20 protein-coding genes are annotated in these 15,680 nt (G+C 33.9%); 6 read left to right on the top strand and 14 right to left on the bottom strand.

All coding sequences use genetic code 11. From position 1 onward, the window contains the following. Positions 1-74: 74 nt before the first annotated feature. Together QZU81_RS05675 and QZU81_RS05670 are read left to right on the top strand one after the other, a co-directional pair. On the top strand, positions 75-674 hold the full coding sequence (locus QZU81_RS05675; RefSeq protein ID WP_295590172.1) for a hypothetical protein: 600 nt from the start codon (positions 75-77) through the stop codon (positions 672-674). Next, a complete protein-coding gene (locus tag QZU81_RS05670; protein ID WP_295590169.1) occupies positions 664-1,443 on the top strand; it encodes a glycosyltransferase family 2 protein in 780 nt (259 codons plus the stop codon). The genes QZU81_RS05675 and QZU81_RS05670 overlap by 11 nt, the downstream gene beginning before the upstream one ends. Positions 1,444-1,809: 366 nt before the next feature. Here QZU81_RS05670 and QZU81_RS05665 read toward each other — a convergent pair whose 3' ends face one another. Together QZU81_RS05665 and QZU81_RS05660 are read right to left on the bottom strand one after the other, a co-directional pair. Further along, positions 1,810-2,235 carry a hypothetical protein gene (locus QZU81_RS05665; protein WP_295590166.1) on the bottom strand — a complete coding sequence of 142 codons (426 nt, stop codon included), beginning with the start codon at positions 2,233-2,235 and terminating at the stop codon, positions 1,810-1,812. Between the two features lie 133 nt (positions 2,236-2,368). After that, on the bottom strand, positions 2,369-3,616 hold the full coding sequence (locus tag QZU81_RS05660) for a phage portal protein (protein ID WP_295590163.1): 1,248 nt from the start codon (positions 3,614-3,616) through the stop codon (positions 2,369-2,371). Between the two features lie 173 nt (positions 3,617-3,789). Between QZU81_RS05660 and QZU81_RS05655 the strand changes: the two genes are divergently transcribed. From QZU81_RS05655 to QZU81_RS05640, 4 genes are all read left to right on the top strand, one after another. After that, a complete protein-coding gene (locus tag QZU81_RS05655) occupies positions 3,790-4,035 on the top strand; it encodes a hypothetical protein (protein ID WP_295590161.1) in 246 nt (81 codons plus the stop codon). A 10-nt stretch (positions 4,036-4,045) separates the two neighbouring features. Next, on the top strand, positions 4,046-4,330 hold the full coding sequence (locus tag QZU81_RS05650) for a hypothetical protein (protein ID WP_295590160.1): 285 nt from the start codon (positions 4,046-4,048) through the stop codon (positions 4,328-4,330). Positions 4,331-4,345: 15 nt separating this feature from the next. Further along, positions 4,346-4,522 (top strand): hypothetical protein, encoded by a 177-nt coding sequence (locus QZU81_RS05645; protein ID WP_295590156.1) that lies wholly within the window; start codon positions 4,346-4,348, stop codon positions 4,520-4,522. 137 nt (positions 4,523-4,659) lie between these two features. Continuing rightward, positions 4,660-5,253: an HNH endonuclease gene (locus tag QZU81_RS05640; RefSeq protein WP_295590154.1), complete on the top strand. Its 594-nt coding sequence runs from the start codon at positions 4,660-4,662 to the stop codon at positions 5,251-5,253. 79 nt (positions 5,254-5,332) lie between these two features. Here QZU81_RS05640 and QZU81_RS05635 read toward each other — a convergent pair whose 3' ends face one another. The 12 genes from QZU81_RS05635 to QZU81_RS05580 all read right to left on the bottom strand — a co-directional run. Next, complete coding sequence (locus tag QZU81_RS05635) at positions 5,333-6,637, bottom strand: hypothetical protein (RefSeq protein WP_295590151.1); 1,305 nt, start codon at positions 6,635-6,637, stop codon at positions 5,333-5,335. Between the two features lie 59 nt (positions 6,638-6,696). Continuing rightward, positions 6,697-8,538, bottom strand: coding sequence for a leucine-rich repeat protein (locus QZU81_RS05630; protein WP_295590147.1), 1,842 nt, complete (start codon positions 8,536-8,538; stop codon positions 6,697-6,699). 6 nt (positions 8,539-8,544) lie between these two features. Further along, the gene (locus QZU81_RS05625) at positions 8,545-8,976 is read right to left on the bottom strand and encodes a hypothetical protein (RefSeq protein ID WP_295590144.1); all 432 of its coding nucleotides are present in this window, start codon (positions 8,974-8,976) and stop codon (positions 8,545-8,547) included. Continuing rightward, the gene (locus QZU81_RS05620; protein WP_295590142.1) at positions 8,961-9,791 is read right to left on the bottom strand and encodes an NAD-dependent epimerase/dehydratase family protein; all 831 of its coding nucleotides are present in this window, start codon (positions 9,789-9,791) and stop codon (positions 8,961-8,963) included. Before QZU81_RS05620 ends, QZU81_RS05625 begins: the two co-directional genes overlap by 16 nt. Then, a complete protein-coding gene (locus QZU81_RS05615; protein ID WP_295590140.1) occupies positions 9,791-10,432 on the bottom strand; it encodes a hypothetical protein in 642 nt (213 codons plus the stop codon). The genes QZU81_RS05620 and QZU81_RS05615 overlap by 1 nt, the downstream gene beginning before the upstream one ends. Positions 10,433-10,436: 4 nt before the next feature. Then, positions 10,437-11,282: a glycosyltransferase family 2 protein gene (locus QZU81_RS05610; RefSeq protein ID WP_295590138.1), complete on the bottom strand. Its 846-nt coding sequence runs from the start codon at positions 11,280-11,282 to the stop codon at positions 10,437-10,439. Further along, positions 11,282-12,685: a hypothetical protein gene (locus QZU81_RS05605; protein ID WP_295590136.1), complete on the bottom strand. Its 1,404-nt coding sequence runs from the start codon at positions 12,683-12,685 to the stop codon at positions 11,282-11,284. The genes QZU81_RS05610 and QZU81_RS05605 overlap by 1 nt, the downstream gene beginning before the upstream one ends. Positions 12,686-12,754: 69 nt before the next feature. Continuing rightward, entirely contained in the window at positions 12,755-13,558 is an 804-nt protein-coding gene (locus QZU81_RS05600; protein ID WP_295590134.1) for a hypothetical protein, read from the bottom strand. Between the two features lie 4 nt (positions 13,559-13,562). Beyond that, complete coding sequence (locus tag QZU81_RS05595) at positions 13,563-13,919, bottom strand: hypothetical protein (RefSeq protein WP_295590132.1); 357 nt, start codon at positions 13,917-13,919, stop codon at positions 13,563-13,565. Positions 13,920-13,964: 45 nt separating this feature from the next. Next, positions 13,965-14,765, bottom strand: coding sequence for a hypothetical protein (locus tag QZU81_RS05590; RefSeq protein ID WP_295590129.1), 801 nt, complete (start codon positions 14,763-14,765; stop codon positions 13,965-13,967). Between the two features lie 25 nt (positions 14,766-14,790). Then, positions 14,791-14,961 carry a hypothetical protein gene (locus QZU81_RS05585; protein WP_295590127.1) on the bottom strand — a complete coding sequence of 57 codons (171 nt, stop codon included), beginning with the start codon at positions 14,959-14,961 and terminating at the stop codon, positions 14,791-14,793. Between the two features lie 68 nt (positions 14,962-15,029). Continuing rightward, a partial coding sequence (locus tag QZU81_RS05580; RefSeq protein WP_295590124.1) for a leucine-rich repeat domain-containing protein occupies positions 15,030-15,680 on the bottom strand: 651 nt, incomplete at its 5' end.

Below are 15,680 nucleotides of genomic sequence, written 5' to 3'. Positions count from 1 at the left end.
AAATGTGTATATTTGTAGAAAATTCTGATTTTTTTAATTTTACGAAATATTTATATATAGATAAAAAAAATGCCATGTGTAGAGAAGAATTAATTGATTTTGACAAATATATTTTTTCAAAGGATGGAAAGATATATAGTAAGCATTTTAAAAAAGCGTTAGATGGATGGGTTGATAAAGATGGATATTTGGTTAATTGTTTAGCTTTAAAAAATGGGAAAAGACAGCCTTATAGAGTGAACAGAGTTATTGCTTATTTATTTGTTCCAAAACCAGAACATTTAAAAGATATACCATACGAAGAACTTCAAGTTGGTCATGATGATACCAACAGAACAAATAACAATTCATGTAACTTATATTGGTGTACTTCAAAAGAGAATAATAATAATTTGTTAACAAAAGAGAAACAAAGAAAATATTGGAAAGGAAAAAATAATCACATGTTTGGGAGGCATTTGGATGATAACGCAAAAGAAAAACTTTCTGAAATAAACTCTATACCAATATTGCAATACACTAAAGAAGGGGTTTTAGTGGGTGAATGGAAATCAACAAAGTCTGCAAGTAAAGAACTTGGAATAAATGCTGCAAATATAACTGCTTGTTTAAAAAATTACCCTTTTCATAAAAGTGCTGGGGGATATAAATGGAGTTATAAAAATGAAAATTGATTGGTATACGTTGTGTTTTAATGAAGAATTCATAGTTCCTTGGGTTATTCAATATTGGGAGAAGATTAGAAATGATGGAATAGATTTACATGTATATATTTGGGATAATTATAGCACAGATTCAAGTGTTGAAATGTTATCAAAATATGATTGGATAACGATTAATTATTTCAAAACTGATGGTCAGAATGACCCAGTACAAGCACAGATTAAGAACACTGTTTGGAAGAATTCAAGAGGTAAATCTGATTTTGCTGTTGTGGCTGATTTTGACGAAATAATTTGGTCAAACGATTTGGAATCAGAACTTCAATATATGAAGGATAATGATTATAATGTTCTAGGAACCGCATGGTACGCTTTCTGTGGCGATGAAATTCCTGTTTATACAGAAGATAAATACCTTCATCAATTGGTTGGAAAAGGATATAAACAGCATATTAATCATATGTCTGAATATGGGCATTTGGGTAAATTTATGATTATTGACCCAGATAAAATTGATGATATGCATTGGAGTGTTGGAAATCATATATGCAATCCAACACCTGAAATTAGACTATATATAAGTAGTAAAATTGTAGCGTTCCATATAAATAAAGGTTTATCTGAGGATTTTTTCGTAAATAAAAGGAAAACAATGGGGAAAAATTTGTCAGATGTCAACAAAATGTATGGCATGTGTTTCGAATATAATTATCCGGAAGAACAGAGTAGGAAAGAGTATAGAGAATATCAAAAAAAATCTATAGATATTTCAAAATTTTGACTAAATAGTTTCTTTTTTTCAATAATTTTGTGTATATTTGCAAAGAGGAATTTAAAGTATTCATATATGAATATTGTAACTGTTCATTTTATAAAAAATTAGATGGTTTCTCCGGGCAATAAAGACTTTTCTTTTGCCATTTTATTGCTCGGTTTTTGAAAGGACATATTAATATTTAACAATATATAATTTTTTCAATTTCCAAAAAGTCGAATCATTATGCCAAATTAAAACAATATGAATGGGTTTACGACTTCCCATTCATTTTTATGGAAATTCTCTATCATAATTTAAACTAGATATATTTATTAATTTGTTTGTTAATTGAAAATATCCCCAACCTTTACAGGAAGGGGATATTTGTTTTTATATTAGGTCTGTACAGCGTTTGAGGGTGCTATATATTGTCCAGAGAGGTTGTGGTTTATTCAATTTTGCTCCGTCTGAGCAAGGGCAACCACAGCCACATATTCCTGAAGGATTGAAGATTGGATAAGATTTGCAGTGTTCGCAAAGGAACTTGATAAGATAATCCTTTCTTACTTCAACCTGTCTTCTAAGATGTGATTCAATATACGTAATATCTTTAAGGGTAATTGAATCTGAATTATCTGATTTTCCCAAAGTGATTCCAACTTCTGATATATGCGACCAAATGAAAGGTAATGCTTCCAATGCTACAGCATAGCCCAGTAATGGATATAATGCCTCTGTAAAGAGCGTTGAATTCTCTTCTGACACCTCATTAACCTTCACCTGATATAACAGTTCCTGATAGAAATTATAGCCCAATATTGGCTCAAGCCATATTTGTTCAGCAATCTTGATATAATTTTGAACCTCTTTAAGATTATAGTTTAAAGGAATTGGACTATATTCTTTAAGCCATTTTTCGTTAAATAATATATTCATCATGGTGTTTCAATTATTTGGTTTTATTATTTCCATCCTTCTGTTCTTCAACGTTACTGGTTGAAATATTATCATCTGAATCAGTATTCTTTGTTTCAGTTGCGTTATCTCCCTCAGTTCCAAAATCATTGAATTTCAAAGGCTTTAATATAATTTCAGTGTCGATTCCATTCATTTGGAATAACTGGTTAATTGTCTTAATAACAGCGATTCTATTGTTATTGCCTGTCAACTTCTGATACAACTGATAAGATGTTTCAATTTTATCTGCATCAGAACTAAATCCTGCATTATTTACATCAGGCATACCAATAAGCATTGGACTAGGTATTTGATGTGCTGCCAATATTCTGCTTATGCAACGTTTATTTGATTCTGAATATTGGTCAACTTTGGTATCACTTGCAAAAGGCGTCCATTCTGCTGGTTTATCTTCCAAATTTGTTCTGAATGTAATTGCAATCTGATTGGTATTATTTGAGCCTTGGAACATCGATTGAATATTGTTGATGATTGCTTTCTTCTGTTCATCAGTTTCAACCTCTGGAAGGGTTAAAATGCCTGCTGTGGAGAATCCATTTACAATATGTTTTAAATCATAGTTAATGAACTCTATTTCACTCTGGATGGCTTTTATTGCAGGCGTATAGCAAGGTGATGTGTAATAAGTCAGAGTTGGGCTATATTGACGATAAACATAAAGATAAGGTGTTCCCCTTTCAATTGTTTGGTCTTCTCGCATATCAAATGCAGGAATTTCAAATGGAGGGTTTTGTCCTACAGATGTCCAGTCAGAACTTATCCAATATGATGTGATTTGTCCATCTTCATCATATTCTGACCATCTTACTTTTTCCAATGGCATATGATAGAATGAATATGTTTTATCATCCTTATTTTTGATAATCTGAATTGCATAAGAACCATAAAGCATATAATCTAGAGCAAGGTTTCTTACAATCATATCCCAAGTTTGGTAATAGTTTGGAACAACGTCACCACTATCTAATTTCATTGCATCATAATCTACTCCATTGCCACAAATTGACTGTACGCCAAAGTTAATAGCTGAATGATGCGTTGGAGATTCATTATAAAGGTTAAGCAATAGATTTGGGTAATCGTTCTTCAAGCCCCACTTAATCCAACCTTGCTGAGAGTTGTTTGTAATAGGGCTACCTTCAATCTGTTTCTCAAGATTTGTAATATATAAACCACTGGTTATTTTGGGCTTATTTAATGAGCCTTTTGTTCTTGGCATAATATGTTAATTTATCTTAATTTATTATTTATCTAAACATATCTATTATATATAAGGTATTAATGGAGATATTTCATTTAACATCTTTTAACAGAAAATATTTCTTTTCCCAAATTATTTTGTGTATATTTGCATCAGTTGAAACAATTTATACATTTTTAATTATTTTATTTATGGCAAAAGAAAAAATTAATTTAGAATTGACCCAGGAAGAATTTAATATGTTGGGTCAAGCGTTAGAAGGAGAGTTCGAATCTGTTGCTGAAACTGACGATGAAAAGTACCAAAAGAAATTCATCAAACTATGTGAAAAACTAGGTATTGATTATTTCAACCAAGAATGGATTGATGAACACATGTCCCGCCTCATAGAAGATGAGGAATATGAAGAGGCAAAGAAAGAAGTATATGGTCTTTAACTAGAGAATTATGGAAAAAATGGAAATCAAGGGAATCCTTTTCAAGGATGTGGATGCTGATGGCGAAGAGATTATGATAAAGGCATCTTGGGTAGTTGGCAATAAAGCAACAGTAAATTATCATTGGCTAGATTATGGTGATGGAACTGTGGACAAACAGCTTCTTTATGCAACTAGGAAAGATGGCAAACCACATGCCACCAAGGATATTGAGAAACAAGCAGCAGAATTAATTGAAGCAATCAAATTAGATTGTCTGGATGAATATGTTGCTAAAATGACAGCAAAACATTAAAATAACTAGAGAATTATGGAAAAACTAACAAAAGAAGAATTTAACATCATCAATGAGATATTGGCTGATGAAATAGAGTGTCTTTCAAATGGTGAGAAACACTATGGTGATTTCACACAAGTGCAAAAACTGGATAGATGTGATGTCATAACATCCATTAGGTCAAAAATTGACCAGTTATATTTTGGCTAATTTTTATTTTGTCCATTTAAATATTAATAGATGAAATTGTCTTATAAAAATTAAGTTAAGTCCTCTCCAGTATCGTTGTGAAACGAGAAAGATTGAGGCAAGGGCGTTATCTATTAGCGCCCTTTTATTTTTTTACTATGGAACAGGTAGATATAAAAAATTTCGAAGATTACCAAATAACTGATGATGGTAGAGTTTGGTCTAAAAAAAGAAATAAATGGTTAAAACCAATACATTATAAAAAAACAGGTTATTTCCATGTTAATTTATGTAAAGATGGAGTTCATTATACTAAAAGAATTCACCGATTGGTTGCAGAAACATTTATTCCAAATCCTGATGATAAACCATGCATTGACCACATCAACACTGTGAAAACAGATAATAGAGTTGAAAACCTTAGATGGTGTACTCACAAAGAAAATACAAATAACCCAATTACTAGGGTAAAAATGGAAAATGTCTGGAAAGATTATGAGAGAAATAAAAAAATATCTAGCAAAAAACGTTCAGAACAGTTTAAAATAAAAAACAAAGAAAGGCAAATAAACAGACAAGATTTGTCAAAGCAGGTTATTCAATGTACACTTGATGGAGAAATAGTTGGAGTTTATTTGTCAACTATGGAAGCAGAAAGGGTAAATGGTTTTTGCCATTCAGGTATAAGTAAAGCATGCAAAGGTGTGTCAAAAACATATAAAGGATTCAAATGGTCATATGATGGTCTGTGAAGATAGTTATATGGTTATTGTTTATTTTTTTCATTTTAATAAAATCCCTGTAGATTGATTTCTACAGGGATTATTTTTATTATATTGCAAATATGTAATTTGCGTATCTAGACCAAATTGTTGCAGTTTTATATGTATTAACTGCTGACGCAGGAACATATATTTTGAAACCTGTTGGTATTGTTTCAGCATCAGGATATGCTGAGAATAAACCTACGCCTCCTGAACCTGTTGTTTGACGGAATGCAGGTGGTGTTTCTCTATTTATTGTAAGAGTCTGCATTGCTGTGCATCCTTCAAGCAATGTATTCTTTATTGCTGTTACAGAAGAAGGTATTACAACATCTGTAAGATTATATTCTCCAGTCAATAAGCCATTTCCAATAACTTTTGTACAAGGCCCAACATTTATTGTTCTCAATTGGCCTGTATTTGCTGCTATTTCATGCAAATCCAATTCATCACAAGTGATTGGGTCATATTCATCAGGCTCACAGCAGGCACCTGATATTGTTGTGCCTCCAGTTGTTGTTGCAACATATTTATAATCTCCTGTTACCGGTGAATAGCCGCATTCAATACAATTCTCTTCCAAAACTGTCGAACCACTTCTAATATTACCTGTATCAGTCCAATTTATACCATCAGTTGAAGATTGTTCCTTCTCCTTTGACATCTTCGTTGTACCAGAACACCAATAATCATTTTCTCCTGTCATTGTAATCCATCTGTATTGTGTTTCACCTGATTGAGAACCACAACATCCGCTTACTGCTGTTATCAATGAATTAATCTGTTCTTGAAGATTTAAAATATTCTGATTTAACATGGATATTGTTACATAATTTGACAAATCCGTTGGTGTATAAGCAGATGCATCCAATTTGTCGTTTAAAGCCTCTGTAATCACTTTGTTTTGTACAGGGTTGGTACTTGCACTGTCAAGGTGGTCATCGACTGTTACGGTGCTCCCTGAGCATTCTATTTCAATATTTCCTGTACCTGATATAACTTGTCCATTGATTGTTTTCAATGGTTGGTGTTCTGTTAGATAACCTTGTTCTTGAACCCATTCCTCTGTTGCATATCCTGATAATGATGGAACATCAGGAATAAGTTCATCAACCTCTTCCTTTGTATAATAATCAGATAAATCTACAGGTGTATAAGCAGATGCATCAAGTTTTGTATCTGTAATGCCTGAAATATAATCTATTTCATCTTGTAGAACCAAATCATCCGTATGTAGGTTTGATATTTCTAACAATATGCGTTCACATTCGCAAACATCTTCCTTTTTGCAATCAGCTGATTCGATGTGAATAAAGTTATTGGCGTTGCAGCATCCTTCTCCTGCTAGCCATTTATCATAAGCATTTCTCATATTTAATTAAATATTTATATAAACATATTAAAAAAAAGGATAGATAATACCTATCCTTTTTAAGGTCTATTACTAATTGGTTGTATAATATTGGTTGACCAAGATTTGTTAGTCCAAACCGTACCATTTATTGCTCTGTATGTTGCAACTGCACTGTCAGGAACATATATTACAGGCGGGCAATAATCATGGAATACACCACTATATTGATTTGTGAACGTTGGAGGTGTAGTACCTTCGAATATCACTTCTCGCAAACCACTACAACGAGTAAACGCCCAGAAATCAATCTGTGTGACATTGCTTGGTATTGTAAGAGTTGTCAACTTGGTTGTTTCCATGAATGCCTCATGTGCTATTATTGTAACAGTGCTGCCAATTGTAAGTGCTGATAAAGTTGCTTTTGGAGTTTGGAAACAATACGCTCCAATGGTTGTTGTTGCGTTACCAACCGTTCCTTCAACTGGATATGGACTAGTCCAATTACTTTGAGTAAGTGTTGTTGTACCATTATTAATTATAACGTCACCGCCATTTGCATTAACGCCACAGAAATTATACAAGCAAATATTTTGGCAGTCTGGTGAGCCACTTTCAATCAAGTCACCCTTCACATAGTTTGATGATGGTGATAAAGTGCCGTCAGCATGCCTGTCATACTCTTGCATTTTCTTGTATTTATCTCCGTTATCACATATGTATTCGCCACTTACTTCAACATATGAGTACTTTGTTAGCCATTCATTTCCCTCACAGAACATATAGTCTTCACCGGCAATTAATGCTGACATTCCATACCAAGGGCATTCATATTCCTCTGCTTCTTCCATTGAAGAGAATACAAGATTATCTGGTGGGTCTTCTCTTACAACATATTCCAATGGATATTCAGTTTGTCCGCCGCCGCCACCTTCATTATATGCAATTACTTGTTGAACTTGTTCATCGGTTAATGTTGTCTGGGACATATAAATCCAATAGAAGTCACCAGCAAACCATTCTCCAGATGAAGTGTCATAACCAGCAAACAATGCTGTGGCTCTGCTGTTTGTACTACCATAATTGAAATTTGAATATGTAGAGGATGTGCCATTGGTATAGTTGTTATATGTTGCCAATCTGCTTGAATTAATCCTTACCGACTCTATTACAGGTTGCGTTGTTACAGATACAGAGCCTTGTTCTCTAGTTCCATGTAATGTAAGCATATGGCTGTATGCCCTATACATCCAGTTGTAACTTGAGCCTCTGTTTGCGAAAATATGACAGTTGCTACCATTTGTCATCTGTTTTGATATGATGGTCAAGTTTGGATTAGTGGAATTTCTATTGAAGTATGTCTGATAGCCAGTTATTGTTGCTCTTGTGTTTGTTGCAATGGTAAGATAACCATCATGAACGGTTGGAGTGCCAGCAGTGATGACAGCATCAACATTAGCCAACTGTCCTTCAGTCTTCAATAATGTCTTCGTTGATGAGTTATAGTTCTTTGCGTTATAGTTAACTGTAAACGGTACATCTGGCAATGATGCTGTTCCACCAGTCACTTCTCCAAGATTAACCCAAGAGCCACCGCTGTACATATATTCATAACCATCATCAACGGTTAATTTGCCATCATAATAAGTGATATTCCTACCCTCTCCATATATGCCATACTGCTCATATTGGTTAAGGTTGTTGAGTTTATACCACTTGTCATTAGCAAGGTTGAACACATCCTCAAACTCCGTTTCTGAATATTGTAATATGTTGTCAACAACAGCGAAACAAGGTTCTTGAACTGGTGTATCACCACTTGTTACCTTGTAATAACAAACAGCATTATTGCGGTAAACCTTGATGATGTTGTCCTCACCAAAGTTCCAATCGTTTATGTTATTTAAATTGTATTTTATCATAATATATTATGCGTAAATGTATAATTGAATATCATTTGACATATTGGCAATTGTCTTGCTGCTTACAGTGCATGAATCAGAACAACCAATATTGGAGAATATATATTCCACTGATGTATTTGAAAGAATATCATATTCACTGTAACAAGGAATGGAATAGTTTCCAATAAATACATTGTACTTATTCCTTCCTGCATCTTCAACAAATATATCTTCAAGAAAATCAATAAACACTCTGCCTAAGTCATTCACAATTCCCTTAATGCCATATATCTGTAAGTCTGATGGTATTGTATCGCCATTGCTGAATGTAACCCATTGAAGGGTTTGTGGCTGTGTTCCACCACTATACACCAAGGTATCACCAATGTAAGCAGCAGTTACATCACTGCTGCCTAACTTTAATGTTATATCGTTATTCCCTATTTTAACTGCCATTCTCTTAAACCTTTTTTAATATCATACCTAGGCTTGAAACCAAACCATTCGTATAGTTTATTTGCGTTTGCCAATGTTGCTTTAACATCATAAGCCTTTTCATCTTGGTATATCACCTTGTCATAGTTGATATTTATAATACCCTTCAATATACCAATCAATTCATTCACTGATGTACTGCTACCATATCCAATGTCAAATACCTCATTCCTCCATTCCTTATCACTTTCAAGAATCAACTTTATTGCCTCACAAATGTCATCAACATAAGTGAAATCTCTCTTCTGTTCGCCATCGCCATAAACATATAACGGTTCATTGGCTTTCATTGCCTTGATGAACTTGCTGATTGCAAGGTCTTCTCTTATACCCTCACCATAAACTGTAAAGAACCTCATTCCAGTGAACTTCATATCAGATAGATTACTGTACATTGCAGCTTGCAGTTCATTAGTTGCCTTTGAAACAGCATAAGGAGACTTCTGAGTTCCGTCATCACCATATACACTTGATGATGATGCATAGATGAAATGCTTCACATTATGCTTTATTGCTGCTTTTGCAAGAACATCAAACCCAATTATATTATTGGTTAGCACTTCTTCAGAATGTTCAATGGAATAACCAACACCAGCAATGGCTGCAAGATGGATGATTGCATCAAAATGGTAAAACTCAAACAGTGCATTTATATAATTGGAGTCTAGGATGTCATTACCATCATTTAAATCGACTCCAATTATTTTGTGTTTTTCAAGTTTCTTTACAAGGTTTGTGCCAATAAAACCCTTATATCCAGTTAATAGTATTTTCATTACACTGGTAAGTTACCTTGATATTCTGAGATTGGATATATACTACTTGACGCATCACTCCAAGCAGTCTGATATACACTTACAGCATTGTCTGGAACATAAATATCTCCTACAAAATCAGACCACTCAACACTAATTGTTGGAGGTGTTGCAGCCTCTACAACCACATTTAGGACATTCTGTGGTAAATTCTGTATTTCAGTTACTTGTGATGGAATTAAGAAATCAACACTACCAGCATCACTTCCCCAACCTCCACCAAGGTCTCCACTGAATATATCAGTGATTGCGGAATCATCGATTAACTCATATTTTGCAAGATAATCTGTATCTGGTGTTGAATAATTATTCAAAGTTCCAGCTTGACTAGCAATATTCATAACATCAACATCATTCAATGTAAGACTGACAAATAACAGTTCTGGTTCTATTGATGCACCGCCATTCCATAATACAATGTCCTTTCCAGATGGTTCATCAGAAGGACTATGCCAAGCCATCATAACTTTATCATTAACAACAACAGGTGCAGTCTTGTCAAAATGCACATTATCAGTAGCAGTTACCCATGATACTGCTGGGTAGTTCAACGTTGCAGCACTGTAGTCTGCTTCAGTACTAAACTTTTTAAGATTATTCATTTTATTAAACGTTTAATAATATATTATTTCTCTTTAAATATTCTTCCTTGAACTTCATACATTCATCATACATTGGTAGCATATCCTTGTTTATCTCGAAGAAATCCTTGTCCTTTCTATGGTCGTTGAAGCAATGCATTCCTCTTACATAAATCTTCCAAAGATATTCTTCCCAAGACCTTGTGACATAATGACTAAGATACATCTTGTCATACACTGTACTTCTTCTGTTCTTCTCTCCGTTGGTCTTTACCCAATTCCCAGCACAGCAATGAAGCCCACATAAGTTCCATCTTGTAATCTTCCTCAAGTTCCAAGCAATCTTTGAATCCATTTTGAACTTCTCATCAGCGTTTGAAAAGTCTGCTTTTTCAACATAGAACTCCCTATAATCCCTTCCATTGTAATTTGGCTTGGAAATCCTCCCAGAAGCACCATAATTGAGCCATTGGAGAATTACAGCATCCTTATCTTGAAACTCGCTCAGAACGTCTGAAATTGCCTTATATGGCTCTTGAAATGTAATGAACTCATCAATGTCAAGAGTGAAACACCAATCATATTCATTCATCCTTTGGATGTATTGTACTCCATCCATTATGTAGTATCTCTGGTTTATTCCACCTTTCTCTCTATGTTGTATAAGCCATTCATTTTTTGTTCCATCATAGATGTCAAAGACTGACAATAGTGTTACATTTGAATATTGGTCTGTAATATGCTTGTGTGAATGACTGTCAATGTCTTCGAAAATGAAGATATGGTCAACCATCGGTGAATGATGGTCTAACCATGCCTTCAAGTATTCGTCTAGTTCATTCAGTATGACAGTATGTATGCAAGTCTTCATTAGTTGACAATAATGTAAAGTGTTGATGCATCCTTTGTTGCAAGGGCATTATATTCTGCTTGAGTTAGACTAACAAGTTTCAAGCCACCAAACTTGTCATTAACAGCATTAAGACCAGCAGCAGTTACTTCCTCAACCTCATCAATCTTGTTATAGATTACTCTGTTTTCGACTGGATTTGTTGAACCACTATCCAATGCTGTATCAACAGTTATTGAACTTCCTCCAAGTTGGTCTTGCAGTTTAACATCTTGACCATCCAAGGTAAGATATATATCACCATTCTGCCTTATCTCAAATGCATTATGCCTTGCATTATCTGCCGTACCATTACCAACAGAAAACAAGGTGTTACCACTATCACCAAATGTACTTGAACCACTTACAGAGTTATTGTATTTTCCCAATGAAAATTCATCATTGTTACTTGGTTTAATACCATAACCAAAAATGAAATTATTAATTTTTTTATTAATTGTATTATTGTTTCCTATAACAAAATTGTTGTTGACTATATTGTTTTGTGTACCTCCAGGAGTTACTGTATTTGAAAAACCAAAAATATAATTATAGTTATTAACACCAAAAATATTGCCTAAATTGTTTGAAGAACCAATAACAATAGAATTCTCCATTCTCAACGATTGGTTATTGTAGCCAATTATTGTTGTATTTTTTTCTATTCCAGTAGCACTATTTCTACCTTGTAATGTGTTATTAATACCAAAAATTTGTCCATAATGGAAATAGCCAACAAATGAATTTCCTGAAACAGTTGTTTTTAAATTGTCTCCTTCATAACTAAATGGCAATGTGCAGTTGATGGTATCAGCAGTTTCTCCAGTTGTAATTGAAATATTTGTACCACCACTGACTGCTTTTCCACCACCACCTCCACCTTGAATATCAATATTTCCACTACCAAGTAATGATTCATTATTAATGGTCTTGATATTTGTTCCACTGACAAGGGTGTCTTGTTTTCCAGATAATGCTGTTTCAACACTTGCGCTATATGTGTTGAAATCACTTGTATCTACCTTTCCTGATGTTGCTGCTGTGATAGCATTATCAGTTTCAGTCTTGGTATAATAGTTTGTTAAGTCACCAGCTTGTGCATCAGTGATGATATAATATGTATCAGCGCTTACGGTTCCTGCTGAAACCATTGCGTCATATTCTGCTTGTGTCACCTCAACTGTAGGGTTGCCGCCTCCGCTTATGCTGTCAATCTTTTCATCAAGCGCATTGAGAGCAGCAGCAGTTACTTCCTCATCCTCGCCAATTCTTGAGTCTGTTGATGCTGTATATGCTGTAAATACATTCTCTGGCACACCTCCACCGCTTCCTTGAATCTGATAGGTCGTACCACTAAGTTGTATTGAATCAATTATATTGCTCATATTACGTAATATTTTTAATAAACATATTAAAAAAGGGTAGATAATTTAAATCTACCCTTCTTATATTCTTTAGGAGAATATCAACGTTGTTCCTGATACTGTTGGTAGTGTTTGAACGTCAATATTTCCGCTTCCCAATATTGATTGGTTGTTAATTGTCTTAATATTGCTTCCTGATACCAATGCGTCTTGTTTTCCTGACCAAGTTGATTTATCGGTTGTGGTTACATGGATGTCAGTGTTGGCGGTATGTGCTGTAAGAGTGTCATTAATTCCACTAACGGTTGAACTGTCTGCTTTTCCTGATGTTGCTTCTGCTATTTTATTATCAGTTTCAGCAGTTGTGTAATAATTTGAAGCATCAAATATATCAGTTAATGGAACATTTATATCCTGTTTTCCAGCGTCAGTGTTGAATGATATTACAAGACAAGTGACCACTTCTCCTGATATTGTTACATCTTTAATTTCAACATTCTGTACCATTCCATCAATTAAGAATGGGGATGCATCATATTCGAATACCTTTGTTCCACCGGTGCCACCATGATAGAACTCAACATATTTTGATGTTGAATTATAAGTTACGCTGTCAGCATAACCACCCAATTCTGTTGCTGTAGCTGCTGTATAGGCTGTATAAGCCGTTGTATCAACCTTGCCTGATACTCCTTCAGCAATTGCATTTTGAACGTCTCCAGACGTCTGATAATGCATATTTCCAATGGTTTCAGCAAGTGCTGATGTTGCTGCCGTTATTGCTGATTCGGTTTGTCCTGAATTCCAATAGCCATCAAGCGAATGAACTGCTGTTGCGTCTATAATGTCATAGGTCACACCTGACAATTTAATTGTATCTAATGTATTTGCCATTGTTTTATATTGTTATGTTTTCGTTATTTAAGATTAAAGTTGTATTTTCAACTTTTGAATAATTTGCAAACATTGAATTTGCTTCCAATTTTGTCAGATATGCTTGAAGTAATTCATTTGTTTCTTGTTTTGTATATCTATTAAGTATTTCTTCTGTCTGACCTGAAACAATTGTTGCTAACTCATTAATTTCTTCTGTAACACCACTTATGGATTCATCAATCATTTCTTCTACCATTCCTGATGTAACACCTCCGCCACTAATCACAATGTCTTCAAGCATTTTGTCAATCTGCCATTTCTCATAGTAGCGTTGAGCATCAGCAAGTTCTGTTGTGCAACATTGTTTCCAGTTATTCATACTATCATATGGATTGATGTTCAACATAAGATATTATAATAATTTTTAAGTGTTATTTTGTTCTTCAAGTGCTTTTATTCTTGCTTCAAGTTCTTCCAATTTTGGATATACGTTATTCTCTATTGCTTCTGCTGATTGATATGATGGATATTTTGCTGTTGTTATATAATATTTTGCAGTATTTCTTATTGCTTCGCCATTAACATTAATGTTACAACTCAATATCCTATAATCTCCAGAAGGTTCTATTGTTGCACTATATCTATTTTTTTCTGTAACGGTGAAATACTGGCTATATTCCGAAGGATTCCAAATGTTAGTAGCCTGACCATCAGGAACGGTGTAATCTAACACTATATTATCAGAACTATCAACTATTTTAATACCTCCTGAAATTCTGTTATAACCATCTTGAAGCACTTCTTCTGATTTATAATAAAATGCTCCATTTGCATAAGAATCTGCTGAGAAAACATAATCTCTTCTTGCAGTTTCGCCAGAAGAAGTTTCTATGCCATAAGCATCAACTTGGTTATCAACTGTGTTAACCTTTCCTGATATTGATTCATCAATCATTGATTGTGCTTCATCAGCATTAATGAATGAATCAACCATATTATTCTTATAGAAGGTTTCAAGTTCTGATTTTGACATTCCAATTTCAGAATATAGACCCGATACGAAAATATCATTTGTTGCAGATTTCTTGAATGTGAACATATCGCTATCATCTGTAACAAGAGTTAATGAATTAACAGGTACTTCTATCGTACCATTGTAAAGATAATGACCATTATCATCAAATGTAAATTTGATGGCATTACCTGTTTTTTGTAAACTAATCATTTGAACCTATCTCTTTAATTAATTATTATTTTAAAACGTAACCAATGGTGCATCTTGATGCAGTGTTCTTAACTGCAATTGCGCCTGATTCATCATCAACCAATATTATACTTGAAGATGGTAACATATATTTAGTGCCATCATCGCTGGTTAATGTAACATAACCGTCTCCTGTTTCTATATCTATAAATCTCATAATTTTATATTTATTTAAACATATGTAAATAATAAAAGACCATCAATGAATGACAGTCTTTTATAATATTATGCATATTTTGCTTGTATTCTATCTGCGTAATTACTCCAATTTGTAGCTGATTTATATGCGTTAACTGATGAAGCAGGAACATAGATTGGGTAATTGCTAGTGGAATCAAAAGCAAATTCGCCTAAAGTCGGAGGAGTTGTTGCATTAACTGTTATACTTGTAAGACCACTACAACTATAGAAAACCCCACCACCAATACTTGTAAGGCCACTACCTATTGTACAACTTGTAAGACTAGTACAATTTCTGAAAGCATCACTATCAATACTTGTAACACTATCAGGTATATTTATACTTGTAAGGCCACTACAATTATAGAAAGCAGCATCACCAATACTTGTAACACCACTTGGTATAACTATACTTGTAAGACTACTACAATTATAGAAAGCATAATAACCAATACTTGTAACGCCACTTGGAATATTGAATACACCATCAACGTTACTGTTCAATCTTGTAAGACCACTACATTGAAAGAAAGTAAAATTACCAATACTTGTAAGGCCACTACCTATTGTACAACTTGTAAGACTAGTACAATTTCTGAAAGCTTCATTACCAATACTTGTAACACAATTGCCAATTTCTGCCGATATCATTGAACTATAAGGTGTTGAATGACCAGTAACCTCAGTTCTAGAAAG

It is taken from the genome of uncultured Methanobrevibacter sp., from assembly GCF_902770715.1.
Taxonomy (GTDB): domain Archaea; phylum Methanobacteriota; class Methanobacteria; order Methanobacteriales; family Methanobacteriaceae; genus Methanocatella.
Note: the sequence above shows the minus strand (reverse complement) of the source record. Positions and strands in the feature narration are given on the sequence as shown.

Excerpts from the sequence above, each read along its gene's own strand:
- QZU81_RS05620 (WP_295590142.1), bottom strand. The coding sequence starts at position 9,791 with ATGAAAATACTATTAACTGGATATAAGGGTTTTATTGGCACAAACCTT.
- QZU81_RS05645 (WP_295590156.1), top strand. The coding sequence starts at position 4,346 with ATGGAAAAACTAACAAAAGAAGAATTTAACATCATCAATGAGATATTG.
- QZU81_RS05590 (WP_295590129.1), bottom strand. The coding sequence starts at position 14,765 with ATGATTAGTTTACAAAAAACAGGTAATGCCATCAAATTTACATTTGAT.
- QZU81_RS05660 (WP_295590163.1), bottom strand. The coding sequence starts at position 3,616 with ATGCCAAGAACAAAAGGCTCATTAAATAAGCCCAAAATAACCAGTGGT.
- QZU81_RS05585 (WP_295590127.1), bottom strand. The coding sequence starts at position 14,961 with ATGAGATTTATAGATATAGAAACAGGAGACGGTTATGTTACATTAACC.
- QZU81_RS05630 (WP_295590147.1), bottom strand. The coding sequence starts at position 8,538 with ATGATAAAATACAATTTAAATAACATAAACGATTGGAACTTTGGTGAG.
- QZU81_RS05650 (WP_295590160.1), top strand. The coding sequence starts at position 4,046 with ATGGAAAAAATGGAAATCAAGGGAATCCTTTTCAAGGATGTGGATGCT.
- QZU81_RS05675 (WP_295590172.1), top strand. The coding sequence starts at position 75 with ATGTGTAGAGAAGAATTAATTGATTTTGACAAATATATTTTTTCAAAG.
- QZU81_RS05605 (WP_295590136.1), bottom strand. The coding sequence starts at position 12,685 with ATGAGCAATATAATTGATTCAATACAACTTAGTGGTACGACCTATCAG.
- QZU81_RS05600 (WP_295590134.1), bottom strand. The coding sequence starts at position 13,558 with ATGGCAAATACATTAGATACAATTAAATTGTCAGGTGTGACCTATGAC.
- QZU81_RS05610 (WP_295590138.1), bottom strand. The coding sequence starts at position 11,282 with ATGAAGACTTGCATACATACTGTCATACTGAATGAACTAGACGAATAC.
- QZU81_RS05635 (WP_295590151.1), bottom strand. The coding sequence starts at position 6,637 with ATGAGAAATGCTTATGATAAATGGCTAGCAGGAGAAGGATGCTGCAAC.
- QZU81_RS05640 (WP_295590154.1), top strand. The coding sequence starts at position 4,660 with ATGGAACAGGTAGATATAAAAAATTTCGAAGATTACCAAATAACTGAT.
- QZU81_RS05655 (WP_295590161.1), top strand. The coding sequence starts at position 3,790 with ATGGCAAAAGAAAAAATTAATTTAGAATTGACCCAGGAAGAATTTAAT.
- QZU81_RS05615 (WP_295590140.1), bottom strand. The coding sequence starts at position 10,432 with ATGAATAATCTTAAAAAGTTTAGTACTGAAGCAGACTACAGTGCTGCA.
- QZU81_RS05670 (WP_295590169.1), top strand. The coding sequence starts at position 664 with ATGAAAATTGATTGGTATACGTTGTGTTTTAATGAAGAATTCATAGTT.
- QZU81_RS05595 (WP_295590132.1), bottom strand. The coding sequence starts at position 13,919 with ATGAATAACTGGAAACAATGTTGCACAACAGAACTTGCTGATGCTCAA.
- QZU81_RS05625 (WP_295590144.1), bottom strand. The coding sequence starts at position 8,976 with ATGGCAGTTAAAATAGGGAATAACGATATAACATTAAAGTTAGGCAGC.